This is a genomic window from Croceifilum oryzae (assembly GCF_030814315.1).
In the GTDB taxonomy this organism is placed as follows: domain Bacteria; phylum Bacillota; class Bacilli; order Thermoactinomycetales; family Thermoactinomycetaceae; genus Baia; species Baia oryzae.
In genome coordinates this window covers 1-18,640 of the sequence record NZ_JAUSUV010000001.1, presented here as the reverse complement: position 1 = coordinate 18,640, position 18,640 = coordinate 1, and the positions used below count along the sequence as shown (strand labels likewise).

20 protein-coding genes and 1 rRNA gene are annotated in these 18,640 nt (G+C 41.8%); 1 reads left to right on the top strand and 20 read right to left on the bottom strand.

Annotated features, from left to right (window positions below; all coding sequences use genetic code 11):
- Positions 1-83 precede the first annotated feature (83 nt).
- From J2Z48_RS00105 to J2Z48_RS00015, 19 genes are all read right to left on the bottom strand, one after another.
- Positions 84-605, bottom strand: coding sequence for a CDP-alcohol phosphatidyltransferase family protein (locus tag J2Z48_RS00105; protein WP_307249801.1), 522 nt, complete (start codon positions 603-605; stop codon positions 84-86).
- Between the two features lie 64 nt (positions 606-669).
- Positions 670-1,323 carry a DNA-directed RNA polymerase subunit beta gene (locus J2Z48_RS00100; RefSeq protein WP_307249799.1) on the bottom strand — a complete coding sequence of 218 codons (654 nt, stop codon included), beginning with the start codon at positions 1,321-1,323 and terminating at the stop codon, positions 670-672.
- A 260-nt stretch (positions 1,324-1,583) separates the two neighbouring features.
- Entirely contained in the window at positions 1,584-1,874 is a 291-nt protein-coding gene (gene spoIIID / locus J2Z48_RS00095; protein WP_307249797.1) for a sporulation transcriptional regulator SpoIIID, read from the bottom strand.
- A gap of 116 nt (positions 1,875-1,990) precedes the next feature.
- Positions 1,991-2,659 (bottom strand): peptidoglycan DD-metalloendopeptidase family protein, encoded by a 669-nt coding sequence (locus tag J2Z48_RS00090; RefSeq protein ID WP_307249795.1) that lies wholly within the window; start codon positions 2,657-2,659, stop codon positions 1,991-1,993.
- Positions 2,660-2,965: 306 nt separating this feature from the next.
- Positions 2,966-4,057: a stage II sporulation protein D gene (gene spoIID, locus J2Z48_RS00085; RefSeq protein ID WP_370872840.1), complete on the bottom strand. Its 1,092-nt coding sequence runs from the start codon at positions 4,055-4,057 to the stop codon at positions 2,966-2,968.
- Between the two features lie 202 nt (positions 4,058-4,259).
- Positions 4,260-5,558 carry a UDP-N-acetylglucosamine 1-carboxyvinyltransferase gene (murA, locus tag J2Z48_RS00080; RefSeq protein ID WP_307249792.1) on the bottom strand — a complete coding sequence of 433 codons (1,299 nt, stop codon included), beginning with the start codon at positions 5,556-5,558 and terminating at the stop codon, positions 4,260-4,262.
- Between the two features lie 20 nt (positions 5,559-5,578).
- Positions 5,579-6,307, bottom strand: coding sequence for a YwmB family TATA-box binding protein (locus J2Z48_RS00075; protein WP_307249790.1), 729 nt, complete (start codon positions 6,305-6,307; stop codon positions 5,579-5,581).
- A 76-nt stretch (positions 6,308-6,383) separates the two neighbouring features.
- The gene (locus tag J2Z48_RS00070) at positions 6,384-6,629 is read right to left on the bottom strand and encodes a DUF1146 domain-containing protein (protein WP_307249788.1); all 246 of its coding nucleotides are present in this window, start codon (positions 6,627-6,629) and stop codon (positions 6,384-6,386) included.
- 244 nt (positions 6,630-6,873) lie between these two features.
- The gene (locus J2Z48_RS00065; protein ID WP_307249786.1) at positions 6,874-8,400 is read right to left on the bottom strand and encodes an NADH-quinone oxidoreductase subunit N; all 1,527 of its coding nucleotides are present in this window, start codon (positions 8,398-8,400) and stop codon (positions 6,874-6,876) included.
- 5 nt (positions 8,401-8,405) lie between these two features.
- A complete protein-coding gene (locus J2Z48_RS00060) occupies positions 8,406-9,893 on the bottom strand; it encodes a complex I subunit 4 family protein (RefSeq protein WP_307249783.1) in 1,488 nt (495 codons plus the stop codon).
- Complete coding sequence (nuoL, locus tag J2Z48_RS00055) at positions 9,890-11,752, bottom strand: NADH-quinone oxidoreductase subunit L (protein WP_442342005.1); 1,863 nt, start codon at positions 11,750-11,752, stop codon at positions 9,890-9,892. The genes J2Z48_RS00060 and nuoL overlap by 4 nt, the downstream gene beginning before the upstream one ends.
- A 14-nt stretch (positions 11,753-11,766) precedes the next feature.
- Positions 11,767-12,072 carry an NADH-quinone oxidoreductase subunit NuoK gene (nuoK, locus tag J2Z48_RS00050; RefSeq protein WP_307249782.1) on the bottom strand — a complete coding sequence of 102 codons (306 nt, stop codon included), beginning with the start codon at positions 12,070-12,072 and terminating at the stop codon, positions 11,767-11,769.
- A complete protein-coding gene (locus J2Z48_RS00045) occupies positions 12,072-12,578 on the bottom strand; it encodes an NADH-quinone oxidoreductase subunit J (RefSeq protein ID WP_307249780.1) in 507 nt (168 codons plus the stop codon). Before J2Z48_RS00045 ends, nuoK begins: the two co-directional genes overlap by 1 nt.
- Complete coding sequence (gene nuoI, locus J2Z48_RS00040) at positions 12,578-13,030, bottom strand: NADH-quinone oxidoreductase subunit NuoI (protein WP_307249777.1); 453 nt, start codon at positions 13,028-13,030, stop codon at positions 12,578-12,580. Before nuoI ends, J2Z48_RS00045 begins: the two co-directional genes overlap by 1 nt.
- 29 nt (positions 13,031-13,059) lie before the next feature.
- On the bottom strand, positions 13,060-14,034 hold the full coding sequence (gene nuoH / locus J2Z48_RS00035) for an NADH-quinone oxidoreductase subunit NuoH (RefSeq protein ID WP_307249775.1): 975 nt from the start codon (positions 14,032-14,034) through the stop codon (positions 13,060-13,062).
- Complete coding sequence (locus J2Z48_RS00030) at positions 14,034-15,131, bottom strand: NADH-quinone oxidoreductase subunit D (protein WP_307249773.1); 1,098 nt, start codon at positions 15,129-15,131, stop codon at positions 14,034-14,036. Before J2Z48_RS00030 ends, nuoH begins: the two co-directional genes overlap by 1 nt.
- Positions 15,132-15,133: 2 nt before the next feature.
- Positions 15,134-16,000, bottom strand: coding sequence for an NADH-quinone oxidoreductase subunit C (locus J2Z48_RS00025; protein WP_307249770.1), 867 nt, complete (start codon positions 15,998-16,000; stop codon positions 15,134-15,136).
- Positions 15,993-16,514 (bottom strand): NuoB/complex I 20 kDa subunit family protein, encoded by a 522-nt coding sequence (locus J2Z48_RS00020; RefSeq protein ID WP_072331468.1) that lies wholly within the window; start codon positions 16,512-16,514, stop codon positions 15,993-15,995. The genes J2Z48_RS00025 and J2Z48_RS00020 overlap by 8 nt, the downstream gene beginning before the upstream one ends.
- Positions 16,505-16,879 (bottom strand): NADH-quinone oxidoreductase subunit A, encoded by a 375-nt coding sequence (locus J2Z48_RS00015; RefSeq protein WP_307249766.1) that lies wholly within the window; start codon positions 16,877-16,879, stop codon positions 16,505-16,507. Before J2Z48_RS00015 ends, J2Z48_RS00020 begins: the two co-directional genes overlap by 10 nt.
- Before the next feature lie 773 nt (positions 16,880-17,652).
- Between J2Z48_RS00015 and J2Z48_RS00010 the strand changes: the two genes are divergently transcribed.
- The gene (locus J2Z48_RS00010) at positions 17,653-18,012 is read left to right on the top strand and encodes a hypothetical protein (protein ID WP_307249763.1); all 360 of its coding nucleotides are present in this window, start codon (positions 17,653-17,655) and stop codon (positions 18,010-18,012) included.
- Positions 18,013-18,332: 320 nt separating this feature from the next.
- Here J2Z48_RS00010 and rrf read toward each other — a convergent pair.
- Positions 18,333-18,449 (bottom strand): 5S ribosomal RNA (rrf, locus tag J2Z48_RS00005).
- Between the last annotated feature and the right edge of the window lie 191 nt (positions 18,450-18,640).

Below are 18,640 nucleotides of genomic sequence, written 5' to 3'. Positions count from 1 at the left end.
CCTAATTTTATGTATACAAGAATGAGATCGCAAAGAGAAAGAATCGGGGTTCATCGCCCCGATCCCTTTATTATTCACATTTCTTACTCGTTTACCACTTTTAGTTGGACCATATAACACAAAGCCGTGATATAGGAGAGTCCGATTACGATCCATAGCATCGTTGAAGCATATGGAGCATCAAACATCACCATAAATAACACGAGATAAGAAAGCACGGTTGTCATTTTCCCTAGAAAGTTAGCAGGCACCGTTTTTCTACCTTGAAAATGAACAATCGCTCCATAAACAATCATCCCCAAATCACGGAATAGGATTGCAAATGCTGCTTCCCATGAGATTTTATCAGACAATAATAAGGATAGAAAAATGGCCATGAGCATACACTTATCTGCAAGTGGATCTAACATAGCACCCATTTGGGTTACTTGATTATTACGCCTAGCTAGATACCCATCTACTACATCGGTAAGGCCCGCTAAGAAGATAATTCCGATCGCCCAGCAAAGACGTGCGGGTGAAGGGATGTCCGAGAAGAATATGAACAAGTAAACTGGAACTAATAGAAAACGAACCAACGTCAACAGATTGGGCACATTCAACATAGTCCCTCCTAAGCAGTGGTTTGACACGAAGAAACCCCGTCTACTTAAGCGGGATTTTAAGGGGTTACTTCTGATAAATTAAGTTATATAAGTGTTCCCAAGAACTCCAACTAAATATGTCTAAAATGGGCTTCTTACCAATAATGGTATTCCCGATCACTAGACCCGTTATTAATGCCGCTACCAATAACAGCGGAATCCAGAGAATTTTTATAGCTACTTTCAAAGGACTTCTTTTCTTATCTGGCTTTATTTCTTCAGCTACTACTTCTGGCTCTTCTTGGTCTATAGTTTCTACTAATTCTTGTTCATTATCATGCGCATCAAGTGAATTTTTCACAACTTCATCCTGCACATGCTCTTCCGTCTTGAGATCTTCTACATCATCCATCACAGTAGTGCTTTCTTCTTTTAGAGGCGTTTCAACTGCAGCAGAAGCTTCCTGAAGCTGTTCAAGATCTACTTTATACTCTTTAAAATCAAGAGGACTTAGTGTATCTTCAAAATTCGCGAGCTTGTCCGTTTTGGAATCACTGCTCCCTTGCTCTTCTTCCTCTTTTTCCGATTCTTTAAACTCGTCGTCCGCACCTTCGTCCGTCCGTTTTTCTTCTTCTTTTTGACTCCACTTTAATTTACCAACCATCACACGATCCTCTTGAGTATCTGCATGATCTTTCTCGTTAACCTCTAGCTCTTTTTCACGATCTAATTGAGTCATTTTTCTACCTCTCCAAAAGCAGATAATTTTTTGTAAACCTACTTATATCTTAATCCTGTCTATATAAAAACGAATGCTGTCTTATACAGCAACTCTTTACGATCATAAATAGAATATATCCTAGAAAAAACAGTACGTCTAGATTCATCTGTGACGACTCTGTTAGATTGTACCATAAATTTGAACACACCGGAGGATTCCTTTTATTGTCATTTCGTCAATTTTGTTACATACAAAGTACTACCCCGGTGCAGTTGATATCAGATTTTCACTGCTTCTTTCAAACGAGACTCTTTGGTATTTGGCTTTCTTTTATATTTGATCTTCGTAGCTTCTCCACCTCTAAGGTGACGAATTGATTTATGGTATTCTAATATTTCTTTTACTTGATTTGCCAAGTCAGGATTTATCTCTGGTAATCTTTCTGTTAAATCTTTATGAACCGTACTTTTGGAAACCCCAAATTCTTTGGCAATCGAGCGAACTGTATTTTTTGTTTCTACAAAGTATCTTCCAATTTTTATGGTACGTTCTTTTATATAATCATGCATCGATTCCGTCCTCCCTCCCCTCATTTCTTGATAAAGTATATGAGGCAAAAATGAGGTTATTCTTCGAATTTGGACAGGAATAGAAAAAACCCACTATTTCGTGGGCTTTTCTTATATTACTTGATAAATGGTTCTGGGTTTTGAGGTTGATTATTCTTTCTTACTTCGAAGTGTAAGTGATTTCCATCAGCTTGTTCAAACTTGTTCATACCTGCTTGCCCAATGACATCGCCCTGGTTCACAGTTTGTCCCACTTTTGCAGAAGCGGCCGCTAGGCTTTGATAAATGGTGATTAGACCATTTTCATGTTTTACTTCCACTTGCAAGCCTACTACTGGATTGGTTTCCACTCTGGTTACGGTACCGCCCAACGCAGCTACCACATCAAATGACTTGCCATCTTTTCGTGAAAAATTCACGCCTGTATTACGATAGAAAGTACCTTGATAATTTACAAGGGCTAGCTCTTTATCCTTGCTAGTCATTTTTTCATCATAAAACTTCTTGGTGATGGTCACTTCGGAATTAGATGCTACAGGCAGTACCATCGTTTCAGCAGTGGATGGTTTTTCTACGGGTAAGATGGTATCAATCGATGGCATATTTTTGCTTACGTCTTTGCTGACTGTCCCCTGTATCAACCATACTCCGCCTAGTACGAGCGCGACGACTGTTAAGTACACAGCGGGAAAGAACCATTTTTTCGTAAGGAGTCTTTTCCACGCAAGTTGACGTTTGTTTTGATTCAAAAAGGATACCTTCGTTTTTGGATCCTCTATTTTCATAAGTTTCTCACCTCTGACTACATTGTCGACGTGAAAAACTCATTTTATACCTAAGTTGTTAAATTTTTGGTATATTGCGAGTGGATGAAAATCATTATAGTTTGTTGATAGTTGTGAGAGGTTGATCTGATCTATCAGAACGACCGGAAAAGATTTGAAGAGCTTAGGGCTGTTGGATAATAGGTTGTCCCGGGGCATGTATCTAAGCAGGTATCGAACAGACTCTCCTGCCCTCGATCACCCAATAGCTAATCAAATTGTTTTTAATCATTGAGAACTAGAACACACCCCCAACAACCAACACCACTACTTCTTCTCAAAATCGCTAATCTGCACACCCTGATAATAATGCTTAACGATTTTATCAGCCTTTGCACCCGTCTGTGCCATAAGATTAGCCCCCCATTGACTGAGGCCTACTCCGTGACCAGAACCGTATGTAGTAAATGTGATTTTGTCTCCGTTTTGTTTCCAAGTAAAGTCAGAGGAAGCTAGTCCAAGGGCTTCTCGCACTTCTCTACCTGAGAAACTCTTGCCACCGATACTCATACTAGCCACACGGTTCCCCGTAGTTTTCTTCGCGATTTTCATTTGATTTCCGGCTTGAAATCCCGATACCGGCACATCTAAAGTCTTTTTCGTTTGTTTCTCTAGTTTAGCGAACACTTCTGATAGAGGGAATGTGGCTTCCCGCTCAAACTTAGGGGAGGAACGATCCCATGATGAGTCAACGCTGACGAGATACGGGTACTTAGCAGTAAAGTATTCCTCGGAGTTTTCTGTTCTCCCATTACTGGTAGAGAAAAACGCCGCATAGATTGGCTTTCCTTGATAGGTTAAAATTTGTCCTCTTGTATCCTCGATAGCCTGCTTTATCTTCGCTTTATACTCTTGATAGTGATCTTTCCACTGAGTTTTTAACTTAGCATCTGTTGAATATGCTTGATGCTGCACCGTATCGGTTACGTCTGCTAATTGGTTGGGAAGTCCATATGGTTTCAGACTCACAGTAGAACCTTTTTCTAAGCGATTGACCACAAAAGTTCGTGCCGCCATTGCTTGTGCTTTGATTGCTTCCATCTCAAATGTAATCGGCATCTCCGCGGCAACGACTCCCTCCAAATACGTCTCCAACGGAAGTGAGACGACTTTCTTCTCTTTGGATAAATAGACCCGTACATTTGGATTATAGGTATTTGCTTTCTTAGAGTCTGATACCTGTGTTTTCTCTACCTCAGGACTTGTTTGCCTATCATGGTTACTACCTTGCCCAACTGCTGGTGCCGCATTCGAGCCTATTCCTACCAGAACCGCAGGAATAGCTAGTAGCAAAAGAAACCCTGCGATGAAGAGGAGGAGCATCTTTCCTTTGAAAAAGAGTCTCTTATTTCCTCGTATACGTCTCCATTTAGACAACCATGTTTCCTTAAACGATTTCATCTTCATCCCCCTCATCTATCTGTCTACACTACTCTATGGGTTTCCTCATGACTCTAGAACTGAGTTTGATAGATTTCAAAATTGGGAATAGACAGAGGAGATTGTATAAACCATAAAAAACACGCCGCTCTCTAGCGACGTGTTTTAAAGAGAAACAAATTTATGCAAACGTTACTTGTTGTACGGTTTCTGCCTCTTCACCGATTTTTACTCGGGAGATGGTAGCACCTAGTTTTTGTAACTTCCCTACTAAATCTACATAACCACGATCAATATGCTTTAGCTCAGTCACTTCAGTAATTCCATCAGCAACTAATCCTGTGAGTACTAGAGAGGCACCTGCACGCAAATCGGTTGATTTAACCTCAGCTCCAGATAGTTTGTGACCACCTTCAATGACAGAGGAACGACCATCGATTTTGATATGTGCATTCATACGCTTAAATTCTTCTACATGCATGAAGCGATTCTCAAACACCGTTTCCGTAATCATGCTCGTTCCTTTTGCAGTTAACTGAAGCGCCATCATCTGCGATTGTAAGTCGGTTGGGAACCCAGGATATGGTAGAGTCTTCACATCAACTGGCTTCAGATCTCCTTTTGCACTTACATGGATGCCGTTATCTCCATCTAGCACACTTACTCCCATCTCTCGCAACTTAGCGATTAGCGGTACTAAGTGCTCGGAGATCGCTCCCTCTACAAATACATCACCACGCGTGATTGCTGCAGCAACCATATACGTGCCAGCTTCAATGCGATCTGGAATAACGGTATGCTCCGTGCCACGTAAGAAGTCAACTCCATCAATCCGAATCTCATCCGTACCCGCACCACGCACTCTCGCTCCCATCGCATTGAGAAGGTTCGCTAAGTCTACGATTTCTGGTTCACATGCTGCATTTCCGATCACAGTGCGCCCCTCAGCCAATGTGGCCGCCATCATGAGATTTTGAGTCGCTCCTACACTCGGAAAATCTAGATAGATATTCGCACCTTTTAAGCGATCTGCCACAAATCCTTCGACACAACCATGGGAAACTTCAAATTGAACCCCCATCGCTTCAAAGCCTTTAAGGTGAAGATCAATTGGACGAGAACCAATCGCGCAACCACCAGGTAAGGGGATACTAGCATGTTTTTTACGAGCCAAAAGCGGTCCCATCACTAAGATAGAAGCTCGCATTTTCCGAACTAACTCGTATGGAGCGGCTGTATTCGATAAATTCTCTGCATTAATCGTTACAGAATCCTCTCCTAAACTTGCTTCTACTCCTAGACTGTTCAATGTTTCGGTAATGGTTTTTACATCTTCCAATAACGGAACATCTTCAATATGGACGCTTCCTCTTGATGCTAAAAGTGATGCCGTGATGAGTGGCAATACTGCATTTTTAGCCCCATGAACTTTTACTCTACCTTTCAGTCTAGCGCCACCCTGTACAACGATTTTCTCCAATGATCTTCCCTCCGCTTGATCTAATATTCTATGGTGATAATCGGTGTCCCCATTGTAAGGACCGCCCGATTGGTCTGGTAATTCCAGCGCGCAGAAACTTGTAAATTCATTTCGCCGCCTTTTGTAACAATGCCAGATCCCCATCTCGGTATAAAATAGGAGATACTAACCGTTTTTTCTGTTGTCATTTCTTCCATTTGAGTTGCTCCAAAAGACTTCGTTGTAGATTGAATCAAGCTTTTTAATTCGCTAGCTTCCTTTAAATCCACATCTCCTTGAATCGAAAAGTGAAGACTTGGAGTCATCCCAAACGCTTGGCATATTTGCCGAAATTGCTCTTGAAATTGTTTCAAACGGGCATCGGGTGCACCCGTTCCCCTTAGTTCCAATGATACATATGGCTTTTTCTTCGTTTGTGTTGGTCTATCATCTACCACTCGGATTGCTACTTTTAAAGAAGGTGAAAGTAGATGGTCGCCTTGGTAACGGACACCATCTGCGCTTTTATATGTTTGGAGATTTTCTCCATGAAATTGATCATTCAGTCGCTTCGCTAGTTCTTCCACCTCTTGGGATGTTAACAGCTGGTTGGTTCGACTTCCATGATGTAGGACAAATAAGGATGGAGTCGCTCTAGTAGTCTGGTAATGATCCAAGATTTCTTGAATCGAATCATTTTGAGCTTGGGTATTTCCCATCAACAAGACACAAAGTACAATCCAAACCAGAAACTTTCCCCACTTGACCATTATGACTCAAGCCCCTCACGTACACAGAATTTTCTTACTACCATTGTGTACATGAAATCTCGAAACTATACCCATACTAAGTCGGTAAAAGGCTAGAAAGCCAACGTGACCAAGTCAAATAATCCAAGATAAACCGTGCTAGTAAATGCCCTAGTACAACGGATAAAAAAAGCATCATCAGTTTCACTTGATACGCTTGTTTCACTCGTAAAATAGCCTCAATCCGGACATTTAGCAGGAGACGCCACGCAAGTGCAATACAACCGAGCGATACGAAAATAGATAATAAGGACTGAAAACCAATTGATGCCGCTCCGCTCATGTTATGCACTCCTTTCACGTCTTGTTCTCCCAGCAATAAACCTATGTTATCGCAAATTCCAATTGGAATCAAAGGAATCCTACGTTTGACTTAATTTTGCTATATTTCGAAGTTTCCTTTTTAAAAACCAACTACTAGTTTAATCTTTTTTCAACTACGACGCAAACGGATAATAAATTGGCGCACCATACAAATTTTGTAAATAAAAATTTGTATGGTGCGCCAAATCGTTTTCGAAACAGAATCAATTTTTCAATTGCTGAATCCCCTCTAACGGTATCAGGCCATATCCCCATTTTACTGTTTCTAGCTTACTTAATAAGATATCTGGCATAATTCCAAACCCGATGGTTCCCAGTACGACTAAGAGAATGGCGAGAGCTGGAAAAATGGAGACGGATACCTTTTGATCCGAAGTCGCTTTTCCGACAAACATCCGCTGTACAATCCGGAAGTAGTAATAATACGAAATGACAGTGGTAACGAACAAAGTACTCAGTAATAACCACAAATGGCTTGAAGCAAATGCATTTATTGACAAACTTACTTTCCCAATAAAGCCTGCTGTAAGCGGTATACCAGCTAGCGAGAATAAGAAGAGCGTCATCGCCATCGCGAGTGCTGGAGATCGCCGATACAAGCCATCAAAACTAGTAAGTCCATCATTGCCTGTGTCTTTCGATACAACATGTACGATTGCAAATGCACCGATCGTCATTAGCATATAAACGACTAAGTAAAAGCTCACGCTAACAAAGATTAAGTTAGACTGTAAGCTCGGAAATATAATGAACAGATAGCCCGCTTGAGCAATACCGGAATAAGCCAGAATCCGTTTCACATTCTGCTGTCTCAAGGCAACAGTATTGCCCACAATCATGGAAACAGCTGCTAAAATCGCCAAGACCCACATCATATTCTCTCCCCAGACTTCAGAGCGGAGAAGAGGGTACATGGCAATTAATAAAAAGCGAATCAGGAAAAGAATGCCTGCTGCTTTTGATACGACCGCTAAGAACGATGCAACAGGGGAAGAAGCACCCTGATACACATCTGGTGACCACATGTGAAAGGGAGCTAGCGAAATTTTAAAAGCGAATCCAACTAGCATCAGACAAAGCCCTGCTACAATGAATAGGTCCGATTGAGTACTCTGCACCACTTCTGCCAGTCTTTGCCCCAAAGCAAACAAATTCGTCGTCCCCGATAATCCATAGAGAAACGAGTATCCATATAAGAAGAAGGCTGAGGAGACTCCTCCATATATAACATATTTCCATGCAGCTTCTGTAGCAAGGCGCTCGTGCTTTCTCATCCCCACCAAGATATAAGATGAAATACTTAGCAACTCTAATCCAATAAACAACGTAATAACATCGACAGAGGATGCTAAGAACATCGCACCTAGTAAGGCTGAGAGCATTAAGATATATTCTTCTGCGATATAGCGATCGGTCTTATCTGCCTTTTTTCGATCCATCGCAACAAGCAAGATCAAAGCTGTCGATGTTAAGAAAAGAAGCTTAAAAACGAGAGACATCGGATCTAAGCGGTATGTTCCAAATAGGATTTCTGCTGGTTTTAGCGGTAATTGACTTATTACAAACGCTAAGGACCCCAGAACACTAGCTAAACCAATCAAGCCAAACCATCTGCGCGATATGGATGCAGGAAGAAGCAAGTCCATCAAGAGAAGCAGGACAATCCCAGCGATAATGGTTGTTTCAGGTGTCAAAAGAGACCACTCTATCTGTGCAAATACCTTATTCATCCTCCTTAGCCCCCTATCTGAATGGTCTGATGAAGTTGATTTCCAATCCAGTCTGGATCAATCCCCATCCAAATCGATAAAATGACTAGTAACAACATCGGTAGCCATTCCCTCACTTGGATATCTTGTAAATGTTGAAAGCGAGTTACAGCCTGACCGTAGGTTACTTTTAACAAAGCCCGTAAGGTGTAAGCAGCCGCGATAATAAATCCAAGAGAACCGATAATCGCAATCTGTGGATTTACTTGATACACCCCTAAGAAAGCAATAAATTCACTCACAAAGCCTGACAATCCTGGGAGACCCAATAATCCCATCGCCCCCACCATAAACAAGCCGGATAGAATCGGAAGTTGCTTCGCTAGCCCTCCTAATTCAATCAATTCCGTCGTACGTGTACGCTCTACTAAACTGGTAATGAGAAAGAAGAGTAGCGCCGATATGATCCCGTGGGAAACAGCCTGATAGATCGCCCCTTGCATCCCTGCTTCAGTTAAAGAAGCTAAACCGATTACGAGAATCCCCATGTGACTAACACTTGAATACGCAATCACACTTTTTAACTCTTTTTGGGAGAAAGCAAGAACCGCTCCGTATAAAATACCGATTAAACCTAGAATCATGAGCCCCGTTGCGATTTTCGCAAAAAACGCCGGGAATAATCCCACCCCGAAACGAATCATGCCGTATGCGCCCATCTTTAGCAGAACACCTGCATGAACCATCACCACAGGCGGCGGTGCCTCCACATGAACTTTTAGCATCCATGTGTGAAACGGGAAGACAGGTAATTTAATGGCAAATGCAATCATGAAGCTGAGAAAGATTGCCCATACAAATGTAGTAGCTTCTGGAGGAAGTCCTCCTAAATCAACTTGTGCAAAAACAGCTTTGATTTGATCTACTTCAAGCGTACTTGTAAAAGCTAACAAACCGATAATGGCGAAAAGGAGAAAAGCAGAGCCAAGCCCGTTATACAGCAGGAACATGTATGATGCTTTTTTCTTTTCCAAACCACCCCAACCACTGATGAGAAGGAATAACGTAACCAGTGTCATTTCAAAAAACAAGAAGAATAGAAGTAGGTTTTGGGAAGCAAATACACCTAGAACACCCACTTCTAACAACAAAATCAAGGAATAATATAGTTTCGTCTTCGTTGTAATATATAGTGAAGCGATCCCAGCAAATAGTGTAATCCCCGCAGTAAGCAACAGCATCATAACCGATAAACCATCTACTCCTAAATGGTAAAACAGCTTCATCTCACCTATGTGGAACCATTCCAGTTGTTGTTTCCATTGAAGAGGGTCCGCCCCACTATTCAATCGTTGATAGAGATAGATGCTGAGGGCAAGCGAAGGAAGCATACTAAGTAAACCAATCGTACGATGCCAAGACGCTTTCGCATTAGGTAAAACAGCTAATATCAGCAAGCCAATCAAAGGAGCAAAGACAATAAAACTCAGGAGCCAGTGCTGTAGAGCATTCATCCGATCAACCTCCCGAACGCCAAACTAACAAACAAAATTAGGAATGCAATGAGACTTACCAATACATAGGTTTGAATCTGCCCATTTTGCATCATAGAACCCAACCTACCTATAGACATCGTCCCCCAGCCCACAAAACGGACAATCCCACCTACCACAAAGCGGTCAAATCCGTTCAAGAACCACGCAACTGCTTTCAATGATGAGACAAACATCATCTGGTAAAGCTCATCAATCCAATATTTCCGATACGATACTTGATAGAGCCAAGAAAGTCGTTTCGCCAATCCGTCAGCTGATCCTTGTCTCCACACATATAGAAAAGTAGCCAACAGGATTCCTAACAAGGAAGCGCCTACAGCAGAGCCGATTAGCCAAAGAGGTGCATGACCCTGTAATTTCGTTATCTGAGTGATCGTTTCAGCGTTTGCACTCGTCGTTGGAAAAGAAAAGAATCCCCCAACGATCGAAAATACCGCTAAAACAGCTAAACTAACCTTCATACTCCTAGAAATCGAATGGACTTTTTGATCCCCTCGGGATTTCTTGGCAAACACCAGATAAAAGAGACGGAACATATAAAAAGCTGTAAAAAAGGTTGTGAGTAACCCAATCGCTAGCAAATCTTTCTTACCTGATAACTGGATCGCATACAGGATTTCGTCCTTTGAGAAAAAACCTGAGAACGGCGGGATTCCAGAGATCGATAAACATCCAATTAAGAAAGGAATGCTAAGCCACTTCGATTGCTTCCATAACCCGCCCATTTTGCGTATGTCTTGCTCATGGTGCAAGGCAACAATCACCGCACCCGCTGCTAAGAAGAGAAGGGCTTTAAAAAATCCATGCATGAGAAGGTGAAAGCTACTTGCATAAACAGAGCCTACACCCATCCCCAGCATCATAAAGCCTAGTTGGCTAACGGTCGAGTATGCGAGAACCCGTTTGATATCGTTCTGTGTAACCGCGATCGTCGCCGCAAATAAAGCTGTAAATCCACCGATATAGGCCACAGTTGTAAGAGCCACCTCGGAACCCTCAAACAAGAAGAATAGATTCCCTACTAAGTAAACTCCTGCCGCAACCATTGTAGCCGCATGGATGAGAGCACTTACTGGGGTCGGCCCTTCCATCGCATCAGGCAACCAAGTATGTAAAGGAAACTGGCCCGATTTCCCCACGGCCCCCACGAAGATGAGAATCGCCACAGTGGTTAATGCTCCACCCGTCAATACACCTGAGTCAACCGCATGTTGAATCACTCGTAGATCAAAACTGCCTACTTTTTGAAAGATCATAAAGATCGCGATCAACAAACCAATGTCACCAATTCTCGTAATGATAAACGCCTTTTTCGCCGCTTCCTTTGCTTCCGGTTTAAAATACCAAAATCCTACTAGTAAGAAGGAACACAAACCTACTAGTTCCCAGAAGAAATAAATTTGTAGCAAATTAGCTGAGATTACGAGCCCTAACATCGAGCTAGTAAACAAAGATAGATATGCATAAAACGTGGTAATACGAGCATCACCCTTCATATATCCCATTGAATAAATTTGTACCAATAAACTAACCAATGACACTAAAAAGATCATCACAATATTTAATGGCTCTAACATAAAATCAAGGTACAGTGGTTTGCCTGCTATCGAAAACCACTGGTACTTTGTGGTTTGAATCACACTTTGTTGAAAAATTCCCATCCACGTTAGATAGACAGCAAAACCGAATGAAACGCCAATCCCAATCAAGCTTACTATAACTGCAAGCTTTTTCTTCATTACATCACGTAAGGCAATGAGAAGAACGAACGCAATCAATGGAAAAAGAGGGTAAACCCATGCCCATGTAAACATCATGCTTCATACCACCTCTATCCCTTCAACAAATTAAGTTTCTCCGCATCGATTGTTTCTCGATTACGATAAATAGCAAACAAAATAGCCAGACCCACCGCCGCTTCTGCCGCAGCAACCACCACATTAAATAACGCAAATACTTGCCCATTCAAATTAGGCACGAGACCCATTTTTGAAAATGTCACGAAATTGATATTGGCGGCATTTAGCATTAATTCCAGTGAGAACAGCACGATCACTGCATTCCGTTTGGTTAACACGCCAATCAGTCCAATGACAAATAAGATGGCTGCCAGCGCTAGATAAGAAGCTATTAACATTACTCCTGCCCCTCTTTCTTAGCCATGATGATCGATCCAATCAGAGCAACCAGTAGTAAGATCGAAGCAAGCTCAAATGGAATCATATACGTCCCAAAGAACAGTTCACCGATCTTCGCAATCCCGTATCCTTTCGTATCAACAGAGTCCGAGACAAATGTAGCTCCCCGTGATAACAAGACCAAACTCACTAGTAAAACGCCAGCACCTGCTATACTTAGCCAATAATGAATCGGACGATTTAACTTCTCTTCCGTCTCTTTATGTCTCGTCATCATAATTCCAAATAACATCAAAATGGAAATAGCACCGGTGTACACCATAATTTGAATAACAGCAAGGAAATCAGCGTTTAGTAAAAAGTAGATGCCCGCAATACTGAGGAAGGTAAATGCCATCGATACTCCCATATGAACAACGTTTGTGAAGAAGATCATAAAGACGGCTCCGCAAATCGCTAAAACAGATAGAATAAAAAACGCAATAAATTCGCCCGTAATCTCCATTACTTCGCCCCCCCTGCAGCACCAGGCGGTTTGCTAGACATGTTTTCTTGACGAATATTTTGATTGTTATCATGAAGCCACTGCATATTCTTGAATAGATCATCGCGGCTATAAGTCGCTAATTCAAAGTTATTGGTCATCACAATCGCTTCTGTGGGACAAACTTCTGTACACAAGTCGCACAAAATACAAATTTCAAAATTTATATCGTAGATTTCAATTACTTTTCCTTTTTTCTCAGGATCTGGATTTCTCTTTCCTGTGAGCGTAATACAATCGGTTGGACAAACCAACGCACATTGATTACAAACGATGCATTTCTCCGCATCAAAGTGCTGAATCCCTCGAAATCGATCTGGAACGGGAATGGGTTCCGCAGGGTAATTATAGGTAACTTTCGGCTTCGTCATGTTTTTCAGAGTTACACCAAGCCCTTTTACCAATCCAAACATTCTGTTCCACCTACCTTGTCTCAATCAAATCAATAGAATGAAGAAAGAACGGGTATTTCTTTAAAAATCGCTGTTAAGAAAATATTGAGAAGCGATAATGGAAGTAGCACTTTCCAAGCAAACTGCATGAGTTGGTCTACACGTAGTCGCGGCATTGTTGCCCGAATCCAAAATAACGAAAATACCACTAGCGAGAACTTTAGTAGGAACCACAAGATCCCAGGAATCATCGTCAATCCAAACAATGGAAGCCAGCCGCCTAAAAAGAGACACGTGGTAAGCGATGCCATCGCAAAAACGTACACATACTCCGCGAGCATAAAAAAAGCAAAACGAAAGCCTGTATATTCCACGTGATACCCAGCTACTAACTCTGACTCTGCTTCTGGCAAATCAAAGGGGGTTCGATTTAGCTCTGCCAATGAAGCGATCAGAAAGATCAGAAACGCTAAAAATTGCGGAACGATAAACCAAACTTTTTTCTGCGCTAGGACAATATCGTTTAGATCGAGAGACCCCGTTGTCATCACAATTCCGACCACTGAAAGCACAAGTGGAATCTCATAGCTAATCATCTGTGCAGCTGAGCGCATCCCACCGAGTAGAGAATATTTATTATTAGAAGCCCAAGCCCCTGTCAAAATCCCGATAATCGTAATACTAGAGATCGCGATGTAATATAAAAGCCCCACCGCAAAATCGCCAAACTGCCATGTTTCTGTAAATGGAATCACTGCCAATATAGCAAATGCCGGTACAAACGCAATAATCGGTGCTAATTTGAACAAGGAGCGATCTGCTTTCCCTGGTACTACATCTTCTTTTAGCAATAGCTTTAATACGTCTGCAATGGTTTGAAATAATCCCCATGGACCGACTTGGTTTGGACCAGGTCGATTTTGAATCCATCCGATGACTTTCCGCTCAAACAAAATGGCATATGTCACAAAACCTAGTAATAGAAGCATTAAGATGATCGGACCGAGATAGAAGAATACATCCATTACCCATCAACCTCTCCCAGAATAATATCAATCCCACCTAAAATCGCAACCAAGTTTGAAATATTCTCTCCCTTTAGCAAATCTGGCAAGATTTGAAGGTTGTAAAAGGATGGGCGACGGAATTTCAAACGCCACGGCTTGTTTTTTCCATTGCTAACGATGTGACAGCCTAACTCTCCCCGTGGGGACTCTACACCTGTATAAAACTCCCCTTCTGGAACACGTAGTACTTTCGGCACTTTCCCCATGATCGGTCCTTCTTTAATCACACCAAGAACTTGCTTCACAATTTTTAATGATTCAGCTATCTCCTGCATTCGAAGATGATATTTATCTAATACATCTCCCTTTTCGCCAATCGGAATCTCAAACTGAAACTGATGATACAACGAATACGACTGATGTTGCCTTAAATCCCAAGGAACTCCTGTCACACGAAGATTACTTCCTGATAACGCATAGGAGAGAGCCTGCTCCTTTGTATAAATCCCAATCCCCCTCGTCCGCTGAAGGAAAATATCATTGCCTGAGATCAGGTCATGATAAGTAGCCAATTCCTTTTGCATATAGAGGACAAATTCTTCCACTTTCTGAAGCCATCCATCTGGGGCATCCCACTTCACCCCACCCACGCGCATGTAGTTATATGTTAAACGTGCACCACAAAGCTCATTAAATAGGTTCAAGATGGTTTCACGATCCTGAAAGCAGTAAAGGAATGGACTCATGGCACCTAAATCAAGTAGATAGGTCCCCACCCAAACTAAGTGGCTCGCAACCCGATTTAGTTCCATCGTAATCATCCGGAGATACTCAGCACGCTCTGGGATTTCAAGACCCATCAACTTCTCCGTCGCATGAACCACCGCATAGTTATTTGTCATCGCCGATACATAGTCGAGGCGATCTGTATAGGGGATGATCTGTGTGTACGTTAAATCCTCAGCTAACTTTTCTGTCCCACGATGCAGATAACCTATCACTGGATCAACCTCACGGATAATCTCTCCATCAATTTTGATGACCAGACGTAAAACACCGTGGGTACTAGGGTGCTGTGGACCCATATTTAACAACATTTCCTCTGTACGTAGCATGCTCACACCCCCTCATCATACGGAACATAATCTTTACGCAGCGGATGCCCTACCCACTGATCCGTCAACATAATTCTGCGCAAATCTGGATGTCCCTCAAATGTGATTCCCATCAAATCATACGCTTCTCGTTCATTCCAATTGGCTGCAGCCCAGATATCAGCCACTGAATCTACTTTTGCTTCTGTTCGATCTACTTTCACTCGCACTCCTAGACGTTCTTTATATGGAAATGAAAAGAGATGTACGACCACTTCCAAATGGGTTTCATAATCCACAGATGAAAAGTTCTGTACATAATGAAACTGACAATCCGGATGATTCCGTAAATATAGAGCAAGATAACGCCACCACTCACTTTTGACGACTAGCGTTGGCAAATCACTATTCGCTCGATTAATAAAAGCATCCTCTAAATACTCTGATCCTTCCAGATCCTTTAGCTTGACCACAAACTTATCCAACCAAGGTTGCTTGCGAGAAGGCTCTAAGGGCTTCTCCTCCACTGGTTTCTTCGCCGCTGGACGTGGTGTAGCCGCTGGTTTCTTAGGGGGAACAGATGCCGCCTGAGGCTTCGTTACTGTGTTCTCTACGTCCACTCCTGTACTTACTGAATCATTCTTTACAGATCCCTCATCCGTCACCTCTTGAGACGGCGGGGCATCTGGCTTTTGAATACCTTGCTCTTCACTTGCTGATTCATTCTTTACAGATCCCTCATCCTTTAATTCTTGAGATAGAGCATCTGGCTTTTGAACATCTTGCTCTTTACTTGCTGATTTAATCTCTACAGTTTCTTCACTCATCACATTAGCAGCCTTTGTTTCTGTAGTGAGCTCTTTTTCTTGTTCTTTTTCTTGATCACTCACGGATTGTCACTCGCTTTCCGTGCTTCGCTTCATAGCGAATCTTTTCTTGTAATTTGTGGATTCCATATATTAATGCGGCTGGATTAGGGGGACAACCAGGTATATACACATCAACAGGCACAATTTGGTCGACACCTTTTACTACCGAGTATGACTTAATATAAGGTCCGCCTGCTGTCGCACATGAACCCATCGCGATAACCCATTTAGGCTCCGGCATTTGATCATATAATCTACGTAAAAGCGGTGCCATTTTCTTTGTCACCGTACCTGCTACAATCATCACATCTGACTGACGAGGAGAAGCACGGAAAATCACTCCAAAGCGGTCCAGATCATAGTGAGAGCCACCTGTCCCCATCATTTCAATTGCACAGCAAGCAAGTCCAAATGTTAGCGGCCACAATGAATTGCTACGAATGAGGGATTTCATTTGCTCTAGATTCGTAGTGAGTACATTTCGCTGTAGCTCTTGTTCCTCGAATGGAGAAAAATCCTCAAAATTTACTCCCATTTCAACACCTTCTTTTTCCAAGCGTAGGCGAGGCCTAATACCAAAAGCCCTATAAAGATAAGCATTTCATACAAAACCCATACACCTAATGTAGCCCGTAAGGAGTCATATGCGACTGCCCATGGATAGAGAAAAATAGTCTCCACATCGAAAATAACAAAGAGAAGAGCAAACAAATAATAACGAACATGGAACTGCACCCATCCCTCTCCTGTTGGGTCTACACCACTTTCGTACGTGATTGCTTTGCGAGAAGATGGTTTATTCGGTCTTATCCACTTCCCAACTGTCAATGCTACTACAGGTAGAAATATCCCAAGTGCAATAAACCAAGCAATCGTTAGAAAACTAGCCTCTAACTCCATGCAAAAGCCCCCCTAGCCCAAATAGCCTATACTTCTAACAAACTATGCGTGTAACCTGATTCTCAACAACAAAATCAAAAAACATTAATGACAAACTAGAACCAATAGAATGATTTTATATATTGTTTTGAATCATTAATAATGATTATAGCAAAAGGCGAAAATAGTGTCTAACTTGTTGACATAATGTATCTAAAAAAAGTAGATTTCTTTTTGGGAAAAAACGTGATAGTTCAGTAGTTAGTTCGATTCAACCCTATTAATTATTGGGTAATCGAAGGCAGGATCGTCTATTCAAACACTGCTTAAATACCGATCAAGTGAATGTGTCCGTTTTCACGCTCTTCGCTAGGGCGAGCAGTTGCAAAATCGCAAAGAACACTCAGACATTGTACCAAGAAAGCCCTATGCTATGGGTTGCTACGCTAAGCAAATCAATAACATGCAATAATCGACCAGACTCTCCATTTCCTACAACCTAATTTAGCTCATCCCTTTATTGTTTAGTATTGCTAGAAATTTTCAACATAAGTCTACCTTTCACATCTTCTACTTTTTACTATTACGATCACAGTCTAATTCATTTGATTCACCAGACTAGACGCCCTGTTTTAAACAATAATTGATGGATAATTTAAAATAATTTATAGACACAGTTTTTTAACATATGGTATATTCGAGAAGGTTTCTTTCCAGCTATTTAGATATCTTTACAAACCGACACGCTAAATGGAATGATACGAAACAACCTAATCAGAAAGAAGGAATGTAAAATGAAAAAAGTAATTATGGCAACATTAGGTTCTCTCCTCCTACTATCGCAAACGGCTCATGCCAGTGAAGAAATGATGCTTGGCAAGCAGGATCGTATAGTGTTCTCTCAAACATATAATCTTGATAAGTACACCTACTTTGGTTGGGACGTACAGGCTAGTCAAGATACCCGTTACTATATTCAATATGAGATCGTGAAAAATGGGAAAGTAGTTAAAACAGGTTATCTGAGAAAAGGGGAGACAGCACACGGAATGGAGCCAAAAGGTCCAGGTGAGTACCTACTCGTTTTGAAATGCCAAAACGGATATAGTCAAGGGTGCTCAGCAACAGGCAATGTTGTTCTCGCTATGGAGTAAACCAAATTGTAAATACTTTTGTATAACTATTCTTGCATAACGATATTAGAAAAACACCCTCTAGGTATTGGTATTAACCATAATTGTATCCACTAGCGATCCCGACTCTTCAAGCAGGTAGATTCCTCATTCACAAGCACCTAGCCTAGCTAGAGATAAAACACTTTCTATTAGATGAAGCTGTAATACCTAAGGGCTTAAACCATAAAAAGAGTTACGCTTTCGCATCACAAAATCATTTAGCCCAAGTTGTTTGAGATAACAAAAAAAGAAGCATCTAGTCCAATTGGATAAGCTAGATGCTTTTTCTTTATGTATATGCCTGGCGACGTCCTACTCTTCCAGGACCCTGCGGTCCAAGTACCATCGGCGCTGGAGGGCTTAACGGTCGTGTTCGGGATGGGAACGAGTGGATCCCCTCCGCCATCATCACCAGACGCATATATATTTGGCTGAAAGTGCGTGGGTAAAGCATGTCTTAGGTCACCCATAAGACTCTCTTTTCTAAGCAAAGAGGATTGATCTTTCCAATTACACCTTCAAAATTAGATCAGAAATGAGAGAAAGAGAGTTGCATCTCGAAAGAGATGATTGATTTGTAGGATAAGCCCTCGACCGATTCGTATCT